The organism is Bradyrhizobium sp. UFLA05-153, from assembly GCF_054185185.1.
Map to the genome: position 1 here is coordinate 23,452 of NZ_JBBIAM010000036.1, position 18,827 is coordinate 42,278.

9 protein-coding genes are annotated in these 18,827 nt (G+C 60.6%); all 9 read left to right on the forward strand.

Annotated features, from left to right (window positions below; genetic code table 11):
• The first annotated feature begins 258 nt into the window (after nucleotides 1-258).
• The 9 genes from Q2941_RS22010 to Q2941_RS22050 all read left to right on the forward strand — a co-directional run bounded on the left by Q2941_RS22010 (nucleotide 259) and on the right by Q2941_RS22050 (nucleotide 18,672).
• Nucleotides 259-1,494 (forward strand): cysteine desulfurase family protein, encoded by a 1,236-nt coding sequence (locus Q2941_RS22010; protein WP_458193696.1) that lies wholly within the window; start codon nucleotides 259-261, stop codon nucleotides 1,492-1,494.
• A complete protein-coding gene (locus Q2941_RS22015; RefSeq protein ID WP_458193697.1) occupies nucleotides 1,491-2,402 on the forward strand; it encodes a DUF4007 family protein in 912 nt (303 codons plus the stop codon). The genes Q2941_RS22010 and Q2941_RS22015 overlap by 4 nt, the downstream gene beginning before the upstream one ends.
• Nucleotides 2,399-5,572 (forward strand): hypothetical protein, encoded by a 3,174-nt coding sequence (locus tag Q2941_RS22020; RefSeq protein WP_458193698.1) that lies wholly within the window; start codon nucleotides 2,399-2,401, stop codon nucleotides 5,570-5,572. Before Q2941_RS22015 ends, Q2941_RS22020 begins: the two co-directional genes overlap by 4 nt.
• Nucleotides 5,569-6,384, forward strand: coding sequence for a phosphoadenosine phosphosulfate reductase domain-containing protein (locus Q2941_RS22025; protein WP_458193699.1), 816 nt, complete (start codon nucleotides 5,569-5,571; stop codon nucleotides 6,382-6,384). The genes Q2941_RS22020 and Q2941_RS22025 overlap by 4 nt, the downstream gene beginning before the upstream one ends.
• A 7-nt stretch (nucleotides 6,385-6,391) precedes the next feature.
• Nucleotides 6,392-8,248 carry a hypothetical protein gene (locus tag Q2941_RS22030; protein ID WP_458193700.1) on the forward strand — a complete coding sequence of 619 codons (1,857 nt, stop codon included), beginning with the start codon at nucleotides 6,392-6,394 and terminating at the stop codon, nucleotides 8,246-8,248.
• A gap of 4 nt (nucleotides 8,249-8,252) precedes the next feature.
• Entirely contained in the window at nucleotides 8,253-9,905 is a 1,653-nt protein-coding gene (locus tag Q2941_RS22035; RefSeq protein WP_458193701.1) for a hypothetical protein, read from the forward strand.
• The gene (locus tag Q2941_RS22040; RefSeq protein WP_458193702.1) at nucleotides 9,892-15,345 is read left to right on the forward strand and encodes an FtsK/SpoIIIE domain-containing protein; all 5,454 of its coding nucleotides are present in this window, start codon (nucleotides 9,892-9,894) and stop codon (nucleotides 15,343-15,345) included. Before Q2941_RS22035 ends, Q2941_RS22040 begins: the two co-directional genes overlap by 14 nt.
• Before the next feature lie 14 nt (nucleotides 15,346-15,359).
• A complete protein-coding gene (locus tag Q2941_RS22045; RefSeq protein ID WP_458193704.1) occupies nucleotides 15,360-17,312 on the forward strand; it encodes a DNA phosphorothioation-associated putative methyltransferase in 1,953 nt (650 codons plus the stop codon).
• A 340-nt stretch (nucleotides 17,313-17,652) separates the two neighbouring features.
• Nucleotides 17,653-18,672, forward strand: coding sequence for an IS110 family RNA-guided transposase (locus Q2941_RS22050; protein WP_458193705.1), 1,020 nt, complete (start codon nucleotides 17,653-17,655; stop codon nucleotides 18,670-18,672).
• Nucleotides 18,673-18,827: the final 155 nt, after the last annotated feature.

Sequence of the window (18,827 nt, forward strand, 5' to 3'; positions counted from 1 at the left end):
CAATAGTTCCTTTGCGACAAATTCAATTGGTGTAACGAAATCGATGAAGCAGCCGGTTTTGGAGGACAGCATCACCGCCTCCACACTGGCTGAAAAGCACCGAAGCCGAGCGCCACGACGCTGGGTCCGAAGGGGTGGGGTAGGTTCATGCCTAAAGACAGGGCGGTCGCGCGTCTCAGAGGCGCCCGCGAAGGACGCCTTTGGCGCGGTCTGGCGGCTTGCCGCACCGATGATCTCCATCCCTTGGAGGTCTACTAGGTGCTTAGCCCTATCGAATCCTTTCGGGACAAAACGCCGGTCCAATCCGCCCGGGCAGGACTACGAGGAAGCCTGGACGGACTAGGCTCGGAGAGGCATGCCATCTATTTGGACGCGAACGCAACAGCGGCGCCGCTGAGATCAGTGATCGAAGCTGTATCGGACGTGATGCGGTCCAATGTCGGAAACCCTGCAAGCGCACATGGAAGCGGAGCCGCAGCCCGAAGATTGGTTGAAGCCGCCCGCGACAACGTTTCACAACTGATCGGCGGCATGGATCCGGAGAGCATCATATTTCTCTCCGGCGGCACTGAAGCAAATAATACCGTAATCGGCTCATTTCTTCCGCAGCAAACTTTCACCTTTCTGGTTGCGCCAGTCGAACATGCCTCGGTGATTGAGCCGCTCCTCAATTGGTGCTCGGACAGGGTTTCATGGCTGAAGGTTGACTCCTGCGGACGCGTCGATCCGGACAGTGCCCGAGAAAAGGCTCTCGAAGCCAGGGGGCCGATCATCCTCCTGCTGCAGGCGGTTAACAGCGAGACCGGCGTGATTCAGCCTGTTGACGAAGTCGTCCAGGCTGTACGTGCGGTTCGCCCTGAGGCGTTCGTACACTTGGATGCTGCTCAAGGGGTCGGCCGAATCCGACTGGATCGATGGGCGGCTTTGGTCAATTCGCTCAGCTTCTCCGGACACAAAATCCACGGCCCCCTCGGCACGGGAGCACTGGTGGTTGACGACCGGATAGATCTGCGACCCCTGATACTCGGCGGGGGTCAGGAGCGTGGTTTGCGTTCGGGGACGGTTAACGTGCCCGGTCTGGTCGGCCTGGGCGTGGCGGCCCGCATCCGAACAGAAACGTTCGACGAAGCCCAGGATCACATGCGCCGGCTCCGGGACAGCTTCGAGGCCATCGTCAGCGACGGCAGCAGTGTAAGGGTCCGCGTAATCGGTGGTGAGGCCGCCCGCGTTTCCAACACTTCCTATTTACAGTTCAACTCAATGGACGGCATGCAACTTCTGGCGCATCTGGATGCCGCCGGTGTGATGGCATCACAAGGATCCGCGTGCTCGAGCGGACGCCCTGTGCCATCTCGCGTCCTTCGGGCAATGGGCCTGAGTGAACGCGACGCCTTTTCCAGCCTGCGCTTCTCGTTCTCTGTCTTGAACACCGACGAGGACGCGCGAGAGGCGGCCGACATCGTGATTTCCGTCGTCAGAAGGATAGGTCAATGAAGTCGGCGAATGCTTCTTCGCTGCAGCGTTTTGAGTACGGACGTCACGAGACGTTCGCGATCCGTCATGGCTGGCTGAGCAAAGGGCTGGCGCGCATTCAGCAAAACGGCGGCGGGTTTCAAGCCGACCTCGAAACGGCCGATGCGCTTGGACTCGGAAGCAAGATGGTGAAGTCACTGTCTTACTGGCTGGAGGCGTCTGGAGTCGCATCGGTCACTCCTCAGGGCCGATCGCGTCAGTTGTCGGTCTCGCCGATTGGCGCCGTGATCGCCGAGCGAGACCCTTACTTCGAATTCCCCGCCTCATGGTGGTTTGTCCACATGGCGCTCGCCACGAGACCTGGTTCCGTCTTCGGGTGGTTCTTCAACAACTTTCAGCAGCGGAGTTTCGATCGGACGGAGTGCGTAGACGCCTACCAGCGGCACCTACGTGACCGAGCCACTAAGCCACCCAGCACTGAAATGGCTCACCGCGACGTCTCATGCGCTCTCGCAAGCTACGCTGACGAGTACGGAAAGCTGCAGGACCCGGAAGACGGCACGCTGTGCCCCTTATTGAGCCTCGGGTTGGTCGTGCATCATCATGACACGGGCCGCTTCGAAAAGCTGTCGCCGCAAGACGGAATTCCTATCGAGGTCTTGTTGGCGTTCGCTTCCAAGCTGGGGCAAGCCGCAGGACTGGAGGCCGTCAGCGTCAACGAACTCGCGACCTGGCGATACGGTCCGGGGCGCATCCTGAACATGCACGCCGAGCCCCTTGATGCAGCGTCGATAGAAGCCGCGCGAGCCTACGCCCGAAATGGAGTGACCTTCGAACGACTCGGAGCCGAAAGACGGCTACGCGCAGCCCATAAACCGCCTGAGTATTGGCTTGCTCGTCACTACGACCGGATTGGAGTCTCCGCATGAGCTCGCCAAATCTGTACCGCGCCGTTAATCTGAGGGCGGACCTCGATCATCCGCAGCGGCTCAGCCACTATCATCCCACCAAGCGATCCGTGACCGTTGTCGATGCCGTGTTGGGGAACGACGCCTCGATCGTCATTGCCGCCTACGGAAGCGGCAAGTCGCTTGCGGCCGGAATTGGCGCGTTGATCGTGCGCAACGATGCGCGCGCCCGAGAAGCGGTGCAGCCTGTTCTATCCAGGCTCAAAGCCGTCGCGCCCGCGCTCCATACTAAAGCGCGGGCGCGTCTGAACTCCCGCGCCAAGGGATTGGTCGTAAATCTGGCCGGCTATGTGCCGGATCTAGTCGACGCAATCGCAAGCTCCAGCGGCGCTCCGAGGCGCATCAAGGACCTCGACAAACTCCTCAGCTGGATCGCCGATGAACTGCGGGTAGATCACGTTGCGATTATCTGGGACGAATTCGGACGTCATCTGGAAGGGCTCGCGGCCGAGGGGCGCACGCGCGACCTTAATCAGGTTCAGCGCCTTGCCGAATGGATCTCCCGCGCGCAGAATCCTGCTGCCAGCCTCACGGTCCTGCTGCATCAGAATCTACTGGCCTACGCCGGCAGGCTGAACCAAACGTCACGCAACGAATGGCGGAAGGTCGAAGGGCGTTTTCGCCAGCTCAGGTTCGTCGAAGACAGCAAGGAACTGTACTCCCTGGTTGCTTCCGCCGCAGCGCAGCGGCGCCCGCGGAATACCGCTGCTTCCGGATCGATCGCGAAGGCCGTGTCCATGGTCGCCTCGCAGACGGGCTGGTTCGACGGGCTGCGCCCCGGCCCCGAGCTCGCGGACCTCCTCAAGCTGGCACATCCATTGAGCGCCGGTGCGTTACAGGTGCTGCCGCAAGTCGTGGCCAGAATTGGACAAAACGAGCGTAGCATCTTCTCTTTCCTGCATGCGGCGGATATGTCGGCCCCTGTAGGGGTCGAAGAAGTCTATCGCTACTTCTCGGAGTCGATGCGGGCGGACGTCGGACCCGGCGGGGCGCAGCGGCGCTGGCTAGAAACAGAAAGCGCGCGAGCAAAAGCCGAAAACGAACTCGAACGCGAACTGCTCGCGGCGACGTGCCTTTTTCAACTCGGGGCGAGTGGCGAGCGGCGCAAGCTGACCAAGGAAGCCTTGATCACCGCAGTAGCATCGCGCGGCGTCCCAGTGGACGCAGTGAGGTCGGCCATGAAGGCGCTCCTCGGTCGTAAGCTGCTGATCTACAGACAGACCAACGACGATGTATCGATTTGGCACGGCATCGATGTCGATATCCCAGCACGCGTGGCCGACGAATGTGCCCGGCGCGCGGACCAATTCAATCTGTTGGACTTCCTGAACGCCCGCCATCCGGCTCCGGTACTTCGGGCCCCGCGGCACAACACCAAATTCGGCATGGCCCGCTACCTCTCCGGGTCCTACGTCCTGCCTGCGAGGCTTGCCGAAGCTATAAAGGAGCCGGACTGGCAGAGCTGGGGATCGGTCCTGTTCGTGATTGCCGACAACCCCGAAGGGATCGCAGAATCCGAGCGATTGGCAAAAACATCGCCGTTCGCGCATCGCCAGGTCATAGTTTATCCGCGCAAGCCGCTTGCAGTGTTCGAGGCGGCACTTGAGCTGGCCTCGCTTGAGGCCCTCCGGCAGGACGAGGCGTTCGTCTTCCAAGATCCGCTCGTTCGCCAGGAGTTGGACGAATTGCTGGCCCTTGCGCGTCGGCAGCTTGCCTCGATTCTTCATCGGCTTACAAGCGAACGGGGAGGAGATGCCAACTGGCACCACGGCGGCCGCCGGCTCGACGTCACGGCCGACTGTCCTGCTTCTGTAGCCGCTTCAGACCTGCTGGACGTCTGGTACCCAGATAGCCCCCGCATCAACAACGATCAGCTGATGAGGCAGCGGATATCTCGGCAGATGAGCACGGCGCGCGTACGAATTCTCATGCGATCCATGGAGCGCCTTTCTCAGCCTCGCTTCGGCTACCTGGAGCAGGACGGGTCGGTCGAAGCATCGGTATATCGCACGGTGCTGGAACGCACTGGACTGCACCGGCTTTCCGATGGCCGCTGGGGGTTCGCGGCGCCGAATGAAATCAAAGATCGTGGTCTCCGCGGTGCATGGTCTCTCGTCGAACGCTTCTTCACGACGCCGAGCGCTGGCCCGCGACCGCTCTCCGATATCGTGTCTCAGCTGGCGTCCCCGCCGATCGGTCTGCCGTTGGGCGTCATTCCCATCCTCGTCATGGCCGGCTACCGCGCTTTTGCCAAGGTCGTATCTCTAAGGACGGAGGGTGTCTATGTCCGCGACATATTGGGGTTCGAGTCGAGCAAGATGTTCGTCGAGCCCGACCGACATACAATCGAGGTTCACGATTCCTCTCGAGAGACTGTGCTCTACCTGTCCGAGCTTGCGTACGTTCTCGCGCACCAACGCCCTTCGGACGATGACGAGGCGCTACGGTTCGCCTACGATTCCTTCATTCAGTGGCAGGCCACACTTCCGGACGGCGCTCGTCAGTCCACGCGACTTTCACCAGATACGCAGCGATTTCTGCGCGAAATTCTCCAAGAACAGGACCCTGGCTGTCTCTTTCTGAGCACTTTGCCCGCCCTGTACAGTCAGAACGGCGGGCTAGACGGAGTGGCGCAGGCAGTAGAGCGCATCCGGAACGAGCTTGATGCCGTTCTGGAAGGATATGTGGGTGAGGCAGTGCGGATCATCGGTTCAACGTTCCGAGTCGGCGCCGCAGAGGACGCAGTATCGTCTCTCCAGAACTGGGTCTCGTGTTTTGACGTCGATGCCTTGGTCCGGCGTGATGATCTCCGGATGACCGACCGAGCCATCCTGCGGACCGCCCGCGATACCACGAATGGGCGCTACACCCCCCAAAGCCTTGCGCGGGCGGTTAGCTCTATCCTCCTGCAAAGAGGAGTCGAACAATGGCAAGACTCGACGGCCGGGCAGTTCGCCATGCTGGTTAGAGAATGCCGTGCCAGGATCGAAGATGCCGCCTTGGCATCCGAGCTCCCCGACGGGCGCCTGGCACCGATTGTGAAGAATCGGATCGTCGAACTGGAAAGAATGCTCGCACGGATGATTCATCGAGAAGCGCGTCAGGTCGCAAACTTCGGAGCACGCACGTGAACATTTCGCCAGCACGTTTTGACGATGCGATCTCGGACAGCTCCCGCCGACACATCGTGCCGCTATCGGGCGGCAAGGACTCTACCGCGTTGGCAGTCTATCTGTCGCAGAAATACCCGCAGGCGAACTTCGAATTTGCCTTTTGCGACACGGGCGCCGAATTGCCGGAGACCTACGAATACCTGGCTCGCCTTGAGCACGTCCTTGGTAGAGAGATTCGGCGGATCTCGGCTCTTGAACTGCTTCAGCTAAAGACGAAGCCAGGACGGACCGCGTTCGACGTGATGCTGTACGAACATTTCGCCGGCTTCCTGCCCAGCGCCCGATCGCGCTGGTGCACCCGCATGTTGAAAATCCATCCCTATGAGCAATTCATCGGCTCGGATCCAGCGTACTCATACATCGCGATACGGTCGGACGAGGACCGTGCGGGGTACACGGGCAATGGAAGGCCGGTGCTTCTTTCAGAACAGCCCAACATCGTGCCTGTGTACCCATTCAAGGATCATGGGCTGCGCCTCGCGGATGTCCAACGTCTGCTAGACGACAGCGGGCTCGGCGCCCCGGGCTACTACGAATGGCGCAGCCGATCGGGCTGCTATTTCTGTTTCTATCAACAGATTGGCGAGTGGCAGGGCCTCAAGGAACGACATCCCGAGCTTTTCGAAAGGGCGAAGGGGTACGAGAAAACGAGCAGCAGCCGCGGTTACACCTGGGTCGACGGCCGCTCTCTGGTAGAGCTCGAAGCACTGCCCCGGCGTGCGGTGAAGCCCAAAGCCGACGACGCCGGCTGCGCGATTTGTCACCTCTGAGGCCGCCATGTCCCGTTTCGTCGACTTCCTCTCACAATACGGCCCGAGCGCGGCAACGGACGCACTTGTCGACGAGCACGCTCCCGTGCTGATCGAAGAGTTCGGCGTCAGTCGACCGATCGAAATCGCACCTCCGCGTCTGCAAGACATCAGGGATGCCCTCCTAGGCGCCGACCCGCGTACCGTCATACTCACTGGCACCGCCGGAGACGGGAAGACGTTCCATCTGCGCAAGTTCTTCGTCGACCTGGTGGAGAACAGCGCGGCTGCTACAGCCGCATGGGGCGAGGCTGCGGACCGTGAGGGCATCATTGAATGGGATCTGCCATCCGGCCGCAGGCTCAGGATAATCCGCGACGTTAGCGCATTGCCGGCCGAGATGAAGTTGGCGCAGGTGCGCGCTGCAGCAGCAGCAATCCGATCTGCACAGCCCGAGACCGTGTTTCTCATGGCCGCCAACGACGGGCAACTTCTCGATTCCTTCGCGGCGGCCGCATCCGACGGGACCGAAACCGCAGCACTGTGCCTCGAGATCTATCGCGAGATGATCGAGATGATGCGATCTGGGAGGGAACACCCTGGGCCGACCTTCGCGTTTTCGATGTTCAACCTGAGCCGTACCCTGGGAGAAGAGGCCCTGGACGCGTTGCTCGATGCAGTACTCGACCATCCCGATTGGGAGAACGGCTGTGCCAGTTGCCCGCGCGCCGTGGACACGACCAACCCCTGCCCAATCAGGTACAACCGATCTCTCCTGGTTGGAGCCAACGGAAGCACGGCGTTTCGTGCGCGCATCAAGACGCTCGTTCGACTTGCCGCCGCTAACGATCAGCACATACCGATCCGCTACTTGCTGATGCTCATCGTTAACATGCTGCTCGGCTTCTCTCAGAAGCCATCGCGGCCCCTGCTTAGCTGCGCCGTGATCCTGAAGGCCAAGACGCCGCTCTACAAGTACACCAATCCCTACGACAACGCGTGCGGCGCCAACATTCACGACCCCGAGAAACGGCGGAAGAATCCATTCTTCGCGTTGGTCTCCTCGCTCGGGATCGGGGCGGAAACCGACAACGAAATCGACGCGCTTCTCCTGGCTCGGGACGAGAGCAATCCGGTGAGGATTTCGCTATTCGAGAATGACAGAATCTACGGCGATCGGATCTTCGATGGCCCTCTCGATCACTATGCGAAGCGTGGCTCGGACCGAAACAACGGGCGCGAGGCAGACGAACTTCGGGCCGCGCTTCAGGCCCAGCGGCGCAGGTTGTTCTTCAAGCTCGGCGACCAAGGTTCGCCCGGCAGCGGCCTATCGCCCTGGAGACTTACCGTCTTCCGCCATGCCGGCGAGTACGAGCAACTGTGTGCCGCATTGAAGGCTGGGCAAGCGTCCGGCGACGCGTTGAGGCAGATCGTCTTAGGCATAAACAGGACGCTCACCGGACTGATGGCTAGTGATGGCGAAAAACTCTGGGTCACAGGCGTGGTCGGACGCGCAGAAGGAAACGGCGGACGACTCGCGATGGGCGAACCGCTGGGCGTTGTGCCAAGTAGCTGGGCGCGCGTCCAACTCCAGCACGATGCAAACCGATACTGTCCAGCGCTCGCCGTGCTCGAGAAGGGGAGCTCGAGTGAGCTACCGCGGTTGATCATCACCCCCCTGCTGTTCGAGTACCTGAAGCGCGTCTCGAGCGGTTCATTGCCCTCCAGCTTCTCCAGGCAATGCCACCAAGAAATCCGCCACTTCGCCGTGAGGCTGGCGTCCGCCTTGTATGATGAGGAAGACCAGGAGACGACCGTGATCCGAATGGTCGACCTAGACAACTCTGGTCGCCTCCACGAGCACATTCTAGAGATCGGGAAATAAATCGATGCCAGTACGCGACAAGGACAAAGTCCTGCTCAGCCGCGAAGCGCTCAAGCTCCCACAGGGGCTCGACCTGAAAAGCGTTAAGAATTGGCCCGAATACGCTATTTGGGGACTGGCGCTTCACCAGGAGCAGCTCCCCTGGTTCACGTTGGTCGAATTCATCCAGATTTGCGCGGACAAGCACAGGAGGTTCTCCTCCGCGCTCCCAAACCCAATCTTCGACGCATGCCCGGCCACGCGCGCGGTCGACCCGATCCACGAGGAATTCCCCTACGAAATCCGCGCGAATATGCTGCTGCGGCATCTGGTCTTTCGCGACGAGGAGATCGATCGAATTCGAAAGGACCGCGGCCCCATGGCCGACGATAGCGCCATGTGGGCCTCTTGGCTGCAGAAGACCAAGGGGGACATCGCCCATTACATCCCGGACGGCTACGTTGATCGGGTGCGGCACGCCATTGGTCCCGAATTTGAGAAATTCGCTACGGCGGTCGAGCTTTTGCGCGGCGCCGAAGTGGATTCCGGCCGCCGCGGTCGCATGACGTCACGTCATCTCCTTCCGTTGGGTCCGGCGATGCTGTTCGCCGATGGTGAATTGGGCAAGGACGGGCAGCTCCAATACGACCGTCGCTTCATGCGCCGGACCGGCGAACTCGTTTGGCTGATGGTGAACCGGTCGGCAATGCGGGACACCCTTGGAGCAATCATCGAGCGTCGATTCTTCCGCAGCAACGATGTCCTGAATCGGACCGCCTCCCACCTCGCTACCGAAGACGGCACCGTGCAGGACGGCGGCCGTGCGACCTGCCGCTGCATCGGCTACCTGCCTATGGCGAGGATGCAGGTCTACGAAGATCTCGCCCGCGACCTGACGCAGGTTCTCGGGATGAACAGTCTTCATCTCTCAATCTGCCTCGAGGCCGCGATGCGCCTCCTTGGCTTTCATCTGATCAGATACATGCTCCAACGGGCGGTGGATGTAGCGGGGGAGGCGGCACATTCACCGTTTCTTCTGGATATCGTTGGAACCAGCAGTCCGCACATCGTGCGCCGCTCGAAAGAGCACTTTCTCGCCCACCGGCAGCTGCCGGACCGAGCCGTTGAGCAATTCTTTGCGGATTTCGAGGCGTTAGACGAATGGCAGTCCCTTAGCACGAAGAAGCTCCCAATGGGCGCAGCGCAGGAACTGATACTAGAGAAGCTCGGATACAAGGGCGGACTCGACGAAATCCACGTCCAATTGTCTGCAGCCCGCCAGAGCGCGGTCAACTCCGCCCTCTCGTCAATTGGGGCGATCCTTCCAGCCTACGGGAGCCGCATCGGGCTTCTAACGGCCCGCCGCGGTGTCGGTACTTGGTACGGCCCGAACGACCAATTCCTGGAAGCTCTCGTGCTCGCGAACGTGACGTCGCCAATGGAATTTCACAGATTTATGCGGCTCCTATTCGATCGCTATCGTATCGTAATCGGCCGCCACGAGGCGTTGGACCCACTCGCGTACGGCAGCGTTCCGGCCCCCGTCCAGGATCTCGAGCGAAACCAAACGCGACTTGAAGAGCGACTCCGCATGCTCGGTCTACTCGAGCGAAAGTCCGACGCCATCGCCTTCGTTGTAAACCCTTACACGACGGAGCACGCCAATGTCGCAGCTTGACGCATGCTCGCTGGTCGCCCAAGTCGCGGCCCAGAGAGTGGTAGACATCGTCTCCGGTAGCGGCCAGGGGGTGCGATCCCTCCTGGCTTTAGTGGGCTTCCCGGACGAGCAAACGGCAGCGATAGGATCTCTCCTGAAGGAGAGACATCCGACTTACGAAATCGCAGTGAACGGCGCCGCGCGTGCGAACGCCGTCGCCCACCGCAACAGACGGCCACCTGGCTTCGACGCAACGATTATTTCCATCCCGCTGGACGAATTGACCAGCGTTGAGCAGAGCCTTGGGCACGTAACCGTAGTTGGCGAACCCGTCTTGCTCGCTGCGTCGGAAGCGAGCAACTGGGCCTCTGTCGCCCTGCACTCCTACACCGCGAACCCGAGTGCCGAGATCCTCTCTCAACTCTGTCACGTCATCAAAGGCTTATTGGAATCCGAAGTCGCGAATTCGGCCACCATGGTGGGCACCTTCGTTAGCGATGTGGTCAACCTCCACGCTGGCAAGGCCGGACTCCCGATCGCCGACGCGGTCCGCCAGTGCATGCACGTTCTGCAGCTCGTGGCCCCGCCTTTGGACGGAAAGTCCAAGAGCATCGCGGCCAGCCCCCTGGATGCACGCAGGTATTTCACTCGCGCGCGGACGGAGTTTCGGCCGTACCTGGACCTGCAGACGCCCGACGGAAAGAACGTCGGCCGCGATAATGTCCTCAAGCGCATCGAAGAGGATGCTGCCGCAAGGCCTGACGATGCCGAAGCGCAGCGCGTTCGAGAAGCGGTGCGCCGGCTGGTTGAGGACCGCACCATCAGGGCGGACGCATGGTCCCAAGCCAAGGAGGCCGTAGCAAGCTTCCCTTGGGAGCAGCTGGAACCGTTCTTCGCGGAGCGGAGGTCAAAGCCAACACCCTCCAAGCTCGGCGAAGAGACACTCGCCTTTTTCGACGACGAGTACCCAGGCGAACTTACAGACGCCGAGAAGGAGCTGATCGCCCCGCTCAAATCCGAAACATCCAAGGCCGCGATCACCGACGAGGTGCGCGACTTTTTTGCCCGGCACCGGGACCGTATAAAAGATAAGGCCTCGCTGCTCAAGCGATGGCAGCGCCTCATCTTCCGAAAGGAGATCGAAGACGAAGATCTACTCTCGGGGCTCCTTAGGCTGGCCGAACGGGTCGCGATCGAAGGTGCGGACCATGAGTTCGCTGATCCCGTCCTGCACGTGAGACTGACGCACGGAGAGAAGAAGAGCTTTTGGACCGAGACGCAAAACACCAGCTTATGCCGCTACCTCAGAGACCGATATCGGGGGCTGCAAGATGCGCTCGGCCATCGCGTGGCGCTCGACTTCGGGCGATGTTGGGATCCTCGTCTTCAGTGGGACGACAAGGACCTCGAGGAGGTGACGTCCACTTCCAAAGTTCATATCGAATTTCAATTCGAGGGCTTTCTGGTCGAACGCAATCAGATTGCAGGAGACGGGGCGGTCGCCAAATCGGTCTTGAGCAGGGCTCCGGCCGGAAAGCTGATTTGGATGCCACCGGTCCAGTCGATCGTGACCGCCTTCGCCGCCGATTTGGCTGCGCACGTTCCGTCCCGCGACGGCGAAGTGTTCATCATGGAGGCGCGTGCATCGGCTGCGCGCGGCAAGACCGGGCGGAAAGTGGCCGACCTGCGAAACCGTAGCACCATCGTCGGCTCCTTTCGGAGCGGAGACGGCACTCTGTTTGACCCGGATCGAGAAGACACGAGGATCGACAAGAGCGTGGAGGCCGCAATCTCGAAGCTCAAGGATGTCACCATCCTTTCGCCGGCCGATGCCGACGAAATCGCGGGTGCGTGGGCCCAATTCGCCGATACCTACAGATCGGCCTTGAAGAACTTCGCCTACGGCAGCGGGCTGTCATCTCCCTCACTCCTGCACCAGGCCGATGTTTACGGCGAATTGCTCGAGATCCTGGCAGCGAAGGCACGCGCCCCCAAGTGTCGCACTGAACTCTGGAAGCCGATCCTCCGGATCGCGACGGCCCGGATCACTGCCGACATGCCGTCCGTAATCATCACTCCATGGCATCCTCTCCGGTTGGCGGAGATGGCGGCGAAAGCCAGCCAATGCGGCAATGCGATCGGCACCATTATCTCAGATCGAGTCCGAAACGGCATGTCCGATTTCGTTGAGCGCCGGGTGTCGGGATTCGCCCAAACCTACTATCCCGACATCTGCTTCATCGACGACGAGAGCGGAAGCGAGCCATCGCTTGGCATCGAAGTCGAGAAGGTCGGGGACTACGGGCTGCTTCAATCTCCGGTCGCCGGCGCCGCCCCAGCACTGCTCGACGATACTGCTGAAGACGCCGTGAAGGCTTTCGAGGAGGTGAGCGAGCGCTACCTCGAACTCCGCCCCCACGAGAAGGACCACTTCAGCACGGCGATCTACAACGCGGATTCTGCGGAGCTTCCGTCCCTGCTCGCCGATGCTCTGGGACAGAAAGTCGCGACCGAGCATGATTTCCGCTGCGAATTGACGATCATGCATGACGATCCCGATAGACTCCGTCGGATCTACCGGGAGCAAAATGAACGTATCGGCAGGGAGCTCGCAGGGGCTCTCACGACCGAGGCGACACGGACCTATCTGTCCCGACTCCGTGTCGGATTCCTTTCCTCGAGCCCGCTTGCGGGCGGTGGACGGGTTATCGACGTCAAGCCACACGACTTGGTGCTCCTGCAGGACACGATTTCCCGGCTCGCACGTGTCGCTTGGAGGCACAGTCCAGAACAGGAGCACGCCAATCCGCCCGCCTGGAACGAGCATATCCCAACGGATGTGGGCCGACGGAAGCCATTCCTCCTGGGAGACGTCTCTTCGTGCGTCTATTTGACGTCGCCCAGCGTTCCTCCTGCCGCACAGGCCTATGTCGATCGTGTGCACGATCTACTCAAGAGCGACGACGCCCGCGGTCATTGGCTGCCCCTTCAGGAGATCAACATTGCCTCTCCGGACGTGAAGGGCTTGCTCAACAAGGCCCACCAGGTGGCGGATTGGGTGGTTACCTTCGACCGGATCGCCGACCGACGACTCCTGCAGCAAAGCGAAACCCAGGAACGGCGTATCATCCGCTACTTCACCTCGCCGGGATCGGACCACAACGTGATCGTTTCGACAACAGTGGGCGTCGACGAGATCGCGAAGCTCCTTCAGGATCATCTCCAACCCGTTCTCCCGGGAAAGGACGAAGCCGACCGGATGGCGATTGGACGCTTGATCCAGCGGGAATCCGCCGATCTGTCCGGCGAAATCGTCATGCGCGCAGTCCAGATTCCGAACTCGGCCCTCGAATTAATCGGCTTGGTCCTGGCGCGACGACAGGTCGAGCTTCTGCTTAACCAGGACGAGTGCAAGATCTGCTGGTTCTTCATCGACGAGGTAGCCCGTTGGCTCGACTTGAATAACGAGCGGTCCGACATTCTCGCAGTCAGCTTCACGTCGAAGGCAGGCCAGCGTTTCGTGAGAATGGTGGTTATCGAGTCCAAGTACGTCGGATCGCCCGCATTCGGCGGCGCGATGTTGAAATCGAAACGGCAGCTCGCGAGCACTTACGACAGCTTGCGAACCAAGTTCGTCGACATCGACGAGGTCATGAGCCCCGAAATCTGGCGGCATCGCCTGGCCGACATGCTCGTGGAGCACTTCACGCCTTTCGAACACGTCGCCGGCTTTCCGTACGAGCGCTGGATCGAGGAGGTGCGCAATCCTTCTGGGCTCAGGATCGAGCTGTGCGGCCATTCGATGGTCTTCCAGCACGATGAAGGGCTGATCACCCCCGAGGTCCGCATCGATATCGACGAAGACAAACCTGCCGCAGAGCGACGTCCCTTGCTCCAATGGCTTTTCGGAAAGCCTCAGATCACGGGCATGCTACTCAACCTCGACAATACCGCCGCATCGCCGGCGATCGGCCACCCAACATCGTCGCAGGCGACATTGGCGTCACCCATGACCGAGGAGATGCGCACTCCCGAAACCGATGCTGCTCCGGGGGGGCCAGCCCTGCAGCGCCGCGCCGACGAGCGGGACGGAGCCATCCTCCAAAGTCCAGCTCAGCCGGCCGAGCGGGCGGAGGCAGCGGCAGATCGCACACCTACTTTGCTCGAGGCCGTGCCGGCCGATATCCCGGCCGAGCCCGCCTACGGCGCGACGCCGGAGACCGTTTCATCCGGTCGGACAGGTTGGTTGCCGGAAGTGGAGACTCTCGCCCTGCGACTCGCCACGCACTCATCCGGCCAGGACGCCCGGGCCAAGGAGTGGCTCGACCAGCAGGTGATCAGCTTTCGCCAGTCGCTTCAGGCAGAAGGTGCCACAGTTGAAGTCCAGAAGCAGTGGCTGACTCCGAACGCCGGTTTGCTGCGGATCAAGGGGAGCAAATCGCTCACGATTGACAAGCTAGAGAAGCAACGAACCAACCTGAAGACGATCCACGGACTCGACATCATCCGGATCACGGCCGAGCTCGGTTCGATCCTGATCGCCTTCCGCCGCCCGAGCCGCACCATCCTGCATCTGGCTGATGCGTGGCTCCGCCGGACGCTGTCGTCCACAGCGCCGGAGTCCAATCTCGCCTTTCTGCTCGGCGAGAAGGAGGACGACGGCGAGATGCTATACATGCCGGTAACCGGCCCGTTCAACGGTCAGCCTCAGGTGGCTCCGCACACCTTGATTGCCGGTTCGACCGGGAGCGGAAAGGGGATTCTAGCCGCAAACCTGATCCTTGATCTCTGCGCCTTCGATTCACCCACATCATGCAAGTTCTACTTGATCGATCCCAAGCAGGGGGCGGACTACATGTGGGCCGAGACCCTCCCTCACCTTCAGGAACAGATCATCGTCGACATGGACGCAGCCTCGCGCGTTTTCGACTCACTCGTTTCCGAAATGGAAGATCGTTACCGGCGGATCACGGCCAAGAAGTGCCGCAACGTCGTCGAATACAACAGAGTGGCAGAGCCGTCCGAACGGATGCCACGCCTTTTCGTCTTCCACGACGAGATTTCCGATTGGATGATGGATGACAATTACCGAAACAATGTAACGACAACCGCCGCCCGTCTCGGCAACATGGGGCGCGCTGCAGGGATTCATCTGGTCCTCATGGCTCAGCGCCCGGACGTCACCGTTATGAGCATGCAACTCAGAAACGCTCTCGGGAACCGACTGATCCTCCGCTTAGACGACCAAAAAACTTCCGAGATCGCCATGAACGAGAAAGGCGCTGAACGGCTGCTCGGCCATGGCCACATGATTGCGAAGCTGCAAGGCCTGAACGAGAACATGTACGTTCAGGTGCCGTTCTTGTCGCAATCCGGTACGGAGGAGTTCGCGGCCGCGATCAGGGACGGGTGGCGCAACCGCGGATACGTCGCGCCCATAAGGGCCTTCGCGGCGGAGTAGCTCGGAAGAAGGCAATGGTCGAGCGCGGATCGCGAGTTGGGAAACGTGTACGGGACGCGCTCTATGTCCATCGAGAAGCCCTCTCTGAGCTCTCCGCGGCCGATCGAAGGGCTGTGACAAAGGCCACTGCGATCGCTCGTGACCTCCCCTGGAACGTCGTCCGGATCGAGCCTGGCAAGATAGCGCTGCTCGAATATGACGATTTCGACAACGAGCATTTTCCGGCGTTGAGGCGCTCCCTGTTGGTCGATCTTGAGAGCCGCGACAGTAAGGTGCGGGACTTCTCGGCATCACCAAATCCCCCGATCTTGCATCGGAAGGAGCTCCTGCTTCCGACGGAAGATCCGCGAAGAGCTAAATTCGCTGCTCTAACTGCTGCGCTGGACGCGCTTGACATGTTCGCCGACAGCCACAAAATCGGGCTCCGAAAGGCCTGGCAGCAGCGTCTTGAGGGTGCCGGAATTGTTATCCGTAATCATCAAATTGTCCCGAAGCAGACGGTTGATCCGGAACCTAGGCCCGCCGTTCGAGTGAACCGCCACAAGACTGCCATACCGCGAAACCGTCTTTCTTCACCAATGCAGTTGCTGGCGCGGCACGGATTCATCGATCAATACCCCAACGTGTTCGACTACGGATGCGGTCAGGGAGACGACATACGGGTGTTGAGCGAGGTCGGCATATCGGCTGTTGGGTGGGATCCGCATTTTCGTCCCGAGGGAGCAAAGCGCCCCGCTGACCTGGTCAATTTGGGATTTGTCCTCAATGTCATCGAAAATGTCGATGAGCGCGTGCGGGTTCTCCAGGATGCGTGGTCGCTCTGCCAAAGGGTTATGGCCGTCGCCGTCATGGTCGAGGGACACTACTCTGTTGAGGGGCTAAAGCCGTTTGCCGATGGGTACCTAACGTCACGCGGCACGTTCCAGAAATACTTCAGCTCTCACGAGCTGCGGAGTTTCGTGAGGCACACGATAGACACCGAGCCCGTTGCGGTCGCCCCCGGAATCGTCCTCGTTTTTCGCGATCCGGACGCCGAACAGGAGTTTCTATTCCGACGGCGCAGCCGTCCGGTCCCGAACAATTTGTTGACCGCAACCTCTACAGTGGTGCGCCCAGCAGTTCGGCCGCACGAACCGCTATCCGAACGTCTCAAGCCGGTTCTCGAACAGCTCTGGGTGAAAGCAGTCGAACTTGGGCGAGCCCCGGAAACGGATGAACTTGCGGAGGTCGCCGACAATCTCGCTCGCTCAAACGTCTCAATTGCACGGGCAATGGTGTTGTGCCGCTCCTTCTTCGACGAAGCCCAACTTGAGAGCGGCGCGCGCCGGCGAAGAGATGATCTGCTCGTTCATCTTGCGCTAGGTGCGTTTTCGGGCTCTCGCGCCTTCAACACATTGCCCCTTACGCTACGGCGGGACGTCCGACACTTCTTCGGAAGCTTTGGCGCTGCACAATCTGAGGCCCGACGGTTTCTGTTCTCGCTGGGAGCGGACGGGACCGTAGAAGAGGCATGCAATTCGGCGATCGAGGCAGGTCTGATCCATAGCTGGGGTGACGGGCGCTACCACCTGGACGCTCGACAGACCGAGGAACTCCCCGGAGCATTGAGGACGCTTGTCGGCTGCGCAAGTGTGCTCATGGGCGATGCCGAAGACGCCAGCTTGGTGACACTCAACGTCCCAAAGCGGTCTGTGGCGTTTTACTTCAGTCCAGATTTCGGGGCGCCTCTGACGCTCTTTACACGCGTTACCACCGTCTACCTGCGCGACCAGCACGTCCGCGATCAGATGTTATCTGGCGATAAGCGGCTTCTGTTCCTGCAATCCTCCTTGTATGAACCGGATCCCGCTAAGCGTCGCCAGCGATCGACGGTCGAGGTCAGTATAAGATCCATTGTCGGCAAGCCCGGTGAAGCGCTACTTACCGCTCGCTACGGAGATGTGGCGGCAAGCTTGCGACAACATTGACTGGCGCTCATCGAGCCGTTCTGGGCGAGCGCCACTCGTGTGTGTATAAGGCTTGCTAAATCCATCGACACACGTTTGGCCCGAATTCGCTTTGCGCAATCCGCCAGCGAATGTCCTCCTCGGTCGCCACCTTCTCCAGGGAGCGGGGAATACCCGCTGACCTTGCCCCCTGGACTTAATCCAGATTGAAGTTCGCTCTGGCCCATATGAGGACCAGAGCATGAAGCGCAGCCGCTTTACGGAAGAGATGGGGTATTCGGTCCCGATCGCCTGACCTATTTGCCGCGCGGCACGTTTTGACTGACGATCATGGACCAACTCCATCCGAAGGAGAAAAGTCATGATCTACGTCGGCCTCGATGTTTCGCTGAATTCCGTTGCGGTATGTGCGGTGGACGAGACCGGAAAGCTCATCCGGGAGGGAACGACGTTCGCGGACGCGCCATCGATTGTGCAGTATCTCGAACCAGGGGCTGGTCAAGTTGAATGGGTGGGCCTGGAGGCAGGACCGACGTCAGAATGGCTGACCGCAAATCTAATCGAACTGGGGCTGCCGGCCGTCAGTTTGGAAGCCCGCCAGGTCAAGGCGGCACTTTCGGCCATGCCAGTGAAGACCGATCGGAACGACGCCCGTGGGATCGCGCAGGTGGTGAGAACGGGTTGGTTTAAGCCCGTTCACGTCAAGAGCATCGGCAGCCAAAGGGCGCGGACGCTGGCGGCCGCTCGCAAGCATATCATTCGCTCCATCGCTGCCGCGGAGCAAGTCATCCGCGGACTTCTGCGTCCGCTCGGTCTCAAAGTCGGAATCGTCTCGCGGACTCTGTTCGCGACGCGAGTTCGTGAGTTGGTCGGCAACGACGCCATGCTGGAGGCGATCATGAATCCGCTGCTTGCCGGACGCGATGCGCTGATGCGGGAGTACGCCCGACTGCATCGTCTGGTTCTGAAGGTCGTGCGCAGTGACCCGGCTTGTCGGCTCTTGATGACGATGCCGGGGATCGGCCCGGTCTCTGCGTTGACCTTCCGCTCCACTGTAGACGATCCCAGGCGATTCCTGCATTCCCAATCCGTGGGCGCCTATCTCGGGTTGACGCCCCGGCGGTACCAATCTGGCGAGGTTGATCGGGTAGGACGGATCACAAAAGTCGGAGATGGAGAGACGCGCACGGCCCTGTTCGAAGCTGCCAACGTCGTTCTCAGGCCATCAACCCGATGGTCTCCGATGAAGGCTTGGGCGGTGCGTGTTGCCCACCGGCAAGGAAGCAAGCGTGCGAAGGTCGCGCTGGCCAGAAAGATGGCTGTCGTCCTTCACCGAATGTGGGTTGATGGAACCGAATTCCGATGGACGGCGGCGGCGTAAGGACGCCATCGCCATCCCAAGAGACGGCCGTCGCGGGGCGTGGGGATGGTCGAGTTCGTATGATCTGTCGTGGCTTCCGCCCTCCAGGCCGGGTGACTACGCCGAAGAGCTTGAACCGACCATTCAACCGAATCCCATCGTGTGGCGGCTTTGCC